The following is a 6,572-nucleotide window of genomic DNA, read 5'->3' as shown; positions in this document are numbered from 1 at the left end:
GGAGAGTAGGACACCGCCGAACACCACCCCAAGAGAGGCCCCGAGGAGTTCACCATCGCCGGTGAGCCCCTCGGGGCCTCTCGCATTTTTGCGCGGAGCTCCGCGGGCGGGCGACTCGCGGATCCGTGCCGCCGCGCCGCGCCCGGTCCCGTCGCCGTCCAGAGTTCAACGCCCCGTTTCCGGTAGACTCGATGCAGAACACAATACGAGAACGCAGACGGAAGCGGGCCGCCTATGGGAGCGATGATGAGCATGCTGCTCGTCCTCGCCCTGAGCGCCATTCTCGTACACCCGATCGTCCAGCGATTCGGCCGAGGCACATTCGTTGCCCTCGCGATCCTGATGGGCGGTGCGTTCGCAGGGCTGCTGGTGCTCGCGCGGCCGGTGTTCGCCGGTGAGGTGCTGACGGAGTCGGTCGAGTGGATCCCGCAGCTCGGGGTGACGCTCACGCTGCGGCTCGATACCACCTCCGCGCTGTTCGCCCTCCTGGTCACGGGGGCCGGGGCGCTCGTGCTGCTCTACTGCGCCAGCTACTTCGATGCCGGCGAGGGCGGCCTGCCCCGCTTCGCCGCCGTGTTCATGGGATTCGCGACCTCCATGCTGGGCCTGGTGCTCGCCGACGACCTCTATCTGCTCTTCATCTTCTGGGAGGGGACCACGGTCTTCTCCTTCCTCCTGATCGGGCACGTGACGCGGCTGCGCACGGCGAACGCCGCCGCCCTGCAGGCGCTCATGGTCACGACGCTCGGAGGCCTCGCCATGCTGGTGGGCTTCGTGCTGCTCGCGCAGCAGGCCGGCACGTCGCTGCTCTCCGAGGTCGTGGCGCGGCCGCCCCAGGGGCCCGTCGCCACGGTCGCGGTGTTTCTCGTGCTGGCGGGCGCGCTGTCGAAGTCGGCCATCTTCCCCTTCCACTTCTGGCTCCCGGGCGCGATGGCGGCTCCCACCCCCGTCAGCGCCTACCTGCACGCAGCCGCGATGGTGAAGGCTGGCGTCTACCTCATCGCCCGGGTCGGACCGGGTTTCGGGGATGTTCCGGGATACCGCGAGACGCTCGTGGTGCTCGGCGCGATCACCATGCTGGGGGGCGGCATCCGCGCGCTCAGGCAATTCGACATCAAGCTCATCGTGGCGCACGGCACGGTCAGCCAGCTCGGCCTGCTGGTCATGGTGTTCGGGGTGGCGGATCCGCGCGCGTCGTTCGCCGGGATGGCCCTGCTCTTCGCGCACGCGGTCGCCAAGGCTCCACTGTTCCTCACGGTCGGCATCATCGATCACTCCACGGGTACGCGCGACCTGCGCAAGCTGAGCGGGATCGGCCGGCGGATGCCGGTGCTGGCGCTCATCACGACGGCCGCCGCGGCTTCGATGGCCGGCCTGCCGCCGTTCGCCGGTTTCGTCGCCAAGGAGTCGGCATTCACCGAACTGCTGCGCATCGGCGTCGATCAACCGCTGGGCTACCTCGCGTTCGGCGTCGCGGTGCTCGGCAGCATCCTCACGGTCGCCTACATGGGTCGCTTCCTGTGGGGCGTCTTCGCCGAGAAGCCCGATACGGTCGAGTGCTCGGTGGTCCACCGTCCGGGTTGGATGATCTGCATCGCCCCTGCCGCGTTCGCGCTCACCACCCTCCTCGGCGGGGTGCTGGCGTCGGTGATCGATCCCGTGCTGCAGACGGTGACGCCCGGCGCGAGCCCCGAGAACCTCGCGCTGTGGCACGGTCTGACTCCCGCCTTCGCCGCATCCACCGCGGTGATCCTGCTCGGCCTTGTGCTCGGTGTCGTGTTCTCCCGAACCACGCGGCGGCTTCCGGTGCTCCCGGAGCGATTCTCCGCCTCGCACGCGTACTGGGTGGTCACGCACCGGGTCGACAGCCTCGCCGTGAGGGTGACCTCGCTCACGCAGCGCGGCTCTCTGCCCTTCTACCTCGCGGTGATCCTCATCGTGATGGTCTTCGCGCTCGGCGGCACGCTGCTCGTGACCGGGGAGTGGCCGGACGAGTTCGAGCTCGTCAGCTCGCCGGTGCAGCTGCCGATCGCGATCATCATGATTGTCGCGGCGATCTTCTCGCTCCGCGCCCGCACCCGGTTCCAGTCGGTCGTGCTCGTGGGGGTCACCGGCTACGGCATGGCGGCCATCTTCGCGATGCACGGGGCACCCGATCTCGCGCTCACCCAGGCGCTTGTCGAGACGGTGACGCTGATCGCCTTCGTGCTGGTGATCCGCCGGCTGCCGCAGCGCCTCGGCTCGCGGCCCAGCCTCAAGATGCGCTGGATCCGGATCCTCATCGGTGCGGCGGTCGGGCTCGTGATCGGCGCCTTCGCCGTCGTCGCGCTCGGATCCCGCATCGCGGAGCCTATCTCGCTGCAGATCCCGGATCTCGCCTATTCGGGCGGGCACGGGCGCAACGCGGTCAATGTCATGCTGGTGGACATCCGGGGCTGGGATACGATGGGCGAGCTCTCCGTGCTCCTCGCAGCGGCGACCGGCGTCGCATCGCTCGTGTTCCTGCGGACCCGCGCCGATCTGCGGCCCAAGCTCAGCCGTCGGGACGCGCGCTCTCAGGCGCGGGAGCATCTGCTGCGGGTCGCCGACCCCAACGACCCGATGCGCCGGGTCAGCTGGCTGCTCGCGGGCCGCCACCTCAACCCCGCCCGCCGCTCGATCCTGCTCGAGGTCGTGGTGCGCCTCATCTTCCACGGTCTCATCATCCTGTCCCTCTACTTGCTCCTGACCGGTCACAATACGCCCGGGGGAGGCTTCGCCGGCGGTCTCGTGGCGGGTCTCGCGCTGGTCGCGCGGTATCTCGCCGGAGGACGGCACGAGCTCGGCGCCACCGTGCCCCTCGATGCGGGGCGCATCCTCGGCGTCGGTCTCGCCCTCGCCGTGTCGATGGCGCTGCTGCCGATGCTCTTCGGGCAATCGGCACTCGCCTCGGCGTGGGTCGACCTCGACCTCGGCATCTTCGGCACGGTGCCCCTCGTCACGTCGACGCTCTTCGACATCGGCGTCTACCTCGTGGTCTTCGGCCTGATCCTCGACGTGCTGCGCAGTCTCGGCGCCGAGATCGACGAGCACGAGGAGGCCGAGGTCGCGGCGTTCGAAGAGGAGGCGGTGAGAGCCCGATGACGATGCCGCTCGTACTGGTCGCCGCGATGGTCGTGCTCTACGCCTGCGGCGTCTACCTCATGCTCGATCGTACGCTGACGCGACTGCTGCTCGGCTTCCTGCTCGTGGGCAACGCGACCAATCTCCTGATCTTCCTCATGTCGGGCTCGTTCGGCATCGCGCCCATCGCTGGAGCGGGGCCCGCCGAGGAGATGAGCGATCCGCTGCCGCAGGCGTTCATCCTCACCGCGATCGTGATCACCTTCGGCGTCAGCGCGTTCCTGCTCGCGCTGATCTATCGCTCCTGGCGGCTGGCCCACGAACTGGACGACACGGTGCAGGACGACGAGGCCGATCTCGAGATCGCCGCCACCGAGGCGCTCACCACGGTCGAGGTCACCGACGAGGACCTGGCCGAGGCCCCGGAGTTCTCGGACGAGGACGACGACTCGGACGAGGACGACGACTCGGACGGGGACGACGATTCGGGCGGCGAGCAGCACCGGATCGCCGGAGAGCCGGCCGGTACGGCCGACCCGGCAGGGGGGGAGACCGGCCGATGATCGCACTGGTTCCTCTCGTCGTGCTGATCCCGCTCGCGGGATCGGCTCTGGCGCTCGCGGTTCCCGGGCACCGCAAGCTGCAGCAGGCCGTCACGCTGGTCGCGCTGAGCCTCGTGCTGGTGCTGAGCGGTGTGCTGATGTGGCTCGTCGACGCGCGCGGGGTCCTGGTGATGGAGGTCGGCGGATGGGCCGCCCCCTTCGGCATCGCGCTGGTGGTGGACCGCGTGTCGGCGCTCATGCTCGTCGTGTCGTCGGTGGTGCTGCTCGGCGTCTTCCTCTTCTCGATCGGGCAGGGCCTCGCCGACGGCGACGAGGACACCCCGGTCTCCATCTACTACCCCACCTACCTGGTGCTGGGCGCCGGCGTCTTCAACGCCTTCATCGCGGGCGACCTCTTCAATCTCTACGTCGGCTTCGAGATCCTGCTCGTGGCGAGCTACGTGCTCATCACGCTCGGCGGCACCGTGCAGCGAATCCGCGCCGGGGTGACGTACGTCGTCGTGTCGCTCATCTCATCAGTGCTGTTCCTCGCGGCCATCGCGCTCATCTACGGTGCGACGGGTACGGTCAACATGGCCCAGCTCACGGTGAGGATCGCGGAGCTGCCGAGCGAGATGCAGCTGCTGCTCAACCTGGCGCTGCTCATCGCGTTCGGGATCAAGGCCGCCGTGTTCCCGCTCTCCTTCTGGCTGCCCGACTCCTATCCGACCGCACCGGCCCCCGTTACGGCCGTGTTCGCGGGCCTGCTGACGAAGGTGGGCGTGTACGCGATCATCCGCAGCCAGACGCAGCTGTTCCCGAATTCCAGCGTGGACAGCCTGCTGCTGGTGGTGGCGGGGCTGACCCTCATCGTCGGCATCCTCGGCGCGGTCTCGCAGCTCGACATCAAGCGTCTCCTGTCGTTCACGCTCATCAGCCACATCGGCTACATGATCTTCGGCATCGCCATGGCGAACGCCGTGGGCTTCGCCGCTACGATCTACTACATCGCGCACCACATCATCGTGCAGACCACGCTCTTCCTCGCCGTGGGCCTGCTCGAACGGCAGGGCGGCACGACGTCGCTCTCCGACCTCCGCGGCATGCTGCGCAGCGCCCCCGTGATCGCGGTGCTGTTCTTCATCCCGATGCTCAACCTGGGCGGCATCCCGCCGTTCTCGGGGTTCATCGGCAAGGTGGGGCTGTTCACGGTCGCGGCCGATCTCGCGACGCCCGGCGCCTACTGGCTGATCGGCGTGGGCGCGCTCGTGTCGCTCCTGACGCTCTACGCGCTCGCGCGCGCTTGGGTGCTCGCCTTCTGGCGGCCGCGCAAGCGGACGACGGAGCCCGCGGCCGAGACCGGATCGCTGCTGAAGCCCACGGCGGAGGCCACGATGCTGCGCGAGCGGGAGGAGGCGCTCTTCGAGCGGCTGCACGACGCGCCCGACGCGCGCCCGACGCAGGAGCAGAAGGAGATCCCGCGCCTCATGATCGCGGCGACCTCGGGCATGGTGGTGGTGAGCATCGCGCTGACCGTGTTCGCCGGACCGCTGTACGCGTACGCCGACCGGGCGGGCGACGACATGGCCGCGCCCGGTGCGATGGTGGACATGGTGCTCGGCGACACGCCGGGGCAGCTCGGCGGCGGCAGCGGCACGACCCGACCGGAAGGCGGAGACCGGTGAGCGGGGCGCGCACGGGCGCGCCGCGCGCCGAACGGCGCGCCGAGTGGGGCGTGCGGCTGCACGAGCTGCCGCTGCTCGTGGGGCTCGTGCTGCTCTGGATGATGCTGTGGCGCGAGGTGTCCCCGCTGTCGCTGCTCAGCGGGGTGGTCGTGGCGGTCTTCGTGATGCGGCTCTTCTATCTCCCTCCAGTGGAGCTCGCCGGCCGCTTCAACCCCTGGTACGCGCTGCTCTACCTCGGATACTTTCTCTGGCACCTCGTCGTGGCCTCCTGGCAGGTCGCGTGGCTGGCGGTCCGGCCCGGGCCCGTGCCGCGCACCTCGATCATCGCGGTCCGCCTGCGCACGCGCTCCGACTTCATCCTGACGATGGTGGGGCTCACCACGTCGCTGATTCCGGGGTCGCTCGTGGCGGAGGTCGATCGGTTCGGATCCACGCTCTACCTGCACGTGCTGAACACGCCGACGCAGCGCGAGATCACGGCGATGCGGCGCGAGGTGCGGCGCATCGAGCGGCTGCTCATCCTGTCCGTCGGCTCGAAGCAGGAGATCAGGGGGATGAGATGACCGCGGTGATGACGGCCGCCCTGATTGCGGCGGGTCTGGGACTGACTGCGACGGCGCTCGCGGCGATCGTGCGGATCGTGCGCGGCCCGACGATCCTCGACCGCATGGTGGCCTCGGACGTGCTGCTGACCACGCTCCTGCTCGCGGTGGGGACCGACATGGTGGCGCGGGGCCACACCGACACGATCCCGCTGATGACGGTCATCGCGGCGACCGCGACCTTCGCCACGATCGTCGTGGCTCGGTTCGTGAAGCGCCGGGCGGAGCAGCCGCCCATCCAGGAGCCGACGAGGGGAGCCGGGCATGTCTGACACGGGCCTTCTGGAGCAGCTCATGGATGTCGCCGCGGTGGTCTGCGTCCTGCTCGCCTCGGTGCTGTCGGTGGCGGCGGGGATCGGGCTGCTCCGTTTTCCCGACGCCCTGAGCCGGCTCCACGCCGCGACGAAGCCGCAGATCTTCGGCCTGCTGCTGATCATCGCCGCGATCGCGCTCGACCAGCGCTCGTTCGCCACGCTGCTCGCGCTCGTGCCCGTGTTCGTGTTCCAGTCGCTGACCGCGCCGGTGGCGGCGCACATGGTGGGCCGCGCCGCCTACCGCACGGGACAGCTCGACACCGGCACGCTCGTGGTCGACGAGCTCGGACCGGCGATCGAGCGGAGCGATTCCCTGTAGATCGCTCC

6 protein-coding genes are annotated in these 6,572 nt (G+C 69.5%); all 6 read left to right on the top strand.

Features of this window, described 5'->3' with window-relative positions; translation table 11 throughout:
• The first annotated feature begins 243 nt into the window (after positions 1 to 243).
• The 6 genes from D1J51_RS04980 to mnhG are packed head-to-tail and all read left to right on the top strand — an operon-like array spanning position 244 to position 6,564.
• Positions 244 to 3,123, top strand: a complete 2,880-nt coding sequence (locus D1J51_RS04980; RefSeq protein WP_240422915.1) for a Na+/H+ antiporter subunit A — start codon at positions 244 to 246, stop codon at positions 3,121 to 3,123.
• Positions 3,120 to 3,665: a Na(+)/H(+) antiporter subunit C gene (locus tag D1J51_RS04975; RefSeq protein ID WP_119074066.1), complete on the top strand. Its 546-nt coding sequence runs from the start codon at positions 3,120 to 3,122 to the stop codon at positions 3,663 to 3,665. Before D1J51_RS04980 ends, D1J51_RS04975 begins: the two co-directional genes overlap by 4 nt.
• A complete protein-coding gene (locus D1J51_RS04970) occupies positions 3,662 to 5,329 on the top strand; it encodes a Na+/H+ antiporter subunit D (protein ID WP_119074065.1) in 1,668 nt (555 codons plus the stop codon). The genes D1J51_RS04975 and D1J51_RS04970 overlap by 4 nt, the downstream gene beginning before the upstream one ends.
• Complete coding sequence (locus tag D1J51_RS04965) at positions 5,326 to 5,892, top strand: Na+/H+ antiporter subunit E (protein WP_119074064.1); 567 nt, start codon at positions 5,326 to 5,328, stop codon at positions 5,890 to 5,892. The genes D1J51_RS04970 and D1J51_RS04965 overlap by 4 nt, the downstream gene beginning before the upstream one ends.
• A complete protein-coding gene (locus D1J51_RS04960; protein WP_119074063.1) occupies positions 5,889 to 6,203 on the top strand; it encodes an MrpF/PhaF family protein in 315 nt (104 codons plus the stop codon). The genes D1J51_RS04965 and D1J51_RS04960 overlap by 4 nt, the downstream gene beginning before the upstream one ends.
• Complete coding sequence (gene mnhG / locus D1J51_RS04955; protein WP_119074062.1) at positions 6,196 to 6,564, top strand: monovalent cation/H(+) antiporter subunit G; 369 nt, start codon at positions 6,196 to 6,198, stop codon at positions 6,562 to 6,564. Before D1J51_RS04960 ends, mnhG begins: the two co-directional genes overlap by 8 nt.
• The last annotated feature ends 8 nt before the right edge of the window (positions 6,565 to 6,572 follow it).

Origin of the sequence: Leucobacter sp. wl10 (genome assembly GCF_003569785.1) — a bacterium.
In the GTDB taxonomy this organism is placed as follows: Bacteria; Actinomycetota; Actinomycetes; order Actinomycetales; family Microbacteriaceae; genus Leucobacter.
The sequence above is the reverse complement of the archived record's forward strand: the minus strand, read 5'-3'. Positions and strand labels throughout refer to the sequence as shown.

Excerpts from the sequence above, each read along its gene's own strand:
- D1J51_RS04970 (WP_119074065.1), top strand. The coding sequence starts at position 3,662 with ATGATCGCACTGGTTCCTCTCGTCGTGCTGATCCCGCTCGCGGGATCG.
- D1J51_RS04975 (WP_119074066.1), top strand. The coding sequence starts at position 3,120 with ATGACGATGCCGCTCGTACTGGTCGCCGCGATGGTCGTGCTCTACGCC.
- D1J51_RS04980 (WP_240422915.1), top strand. The coding sequence starts at position 244 with ATGATGAGCATGCTGCTCGTCCTCGCCCTGAGCGCCATTCTCGTACAC.
- D1J51_RS04960 (WP_119074063.1), top strand. The coding sequence starts at position 5,889 with ATGACCGCGGTGATGACGGCCGCCCTGATTGCGGCGGGTCTGGGACTG.
- mnhG (WP_119074062.1), top strand. The coding sequence starts at position 6,196 with ATGTCTGACACGGGCCTTCTGGAGCAGCTCATGGATGTCGCCGCGGTG.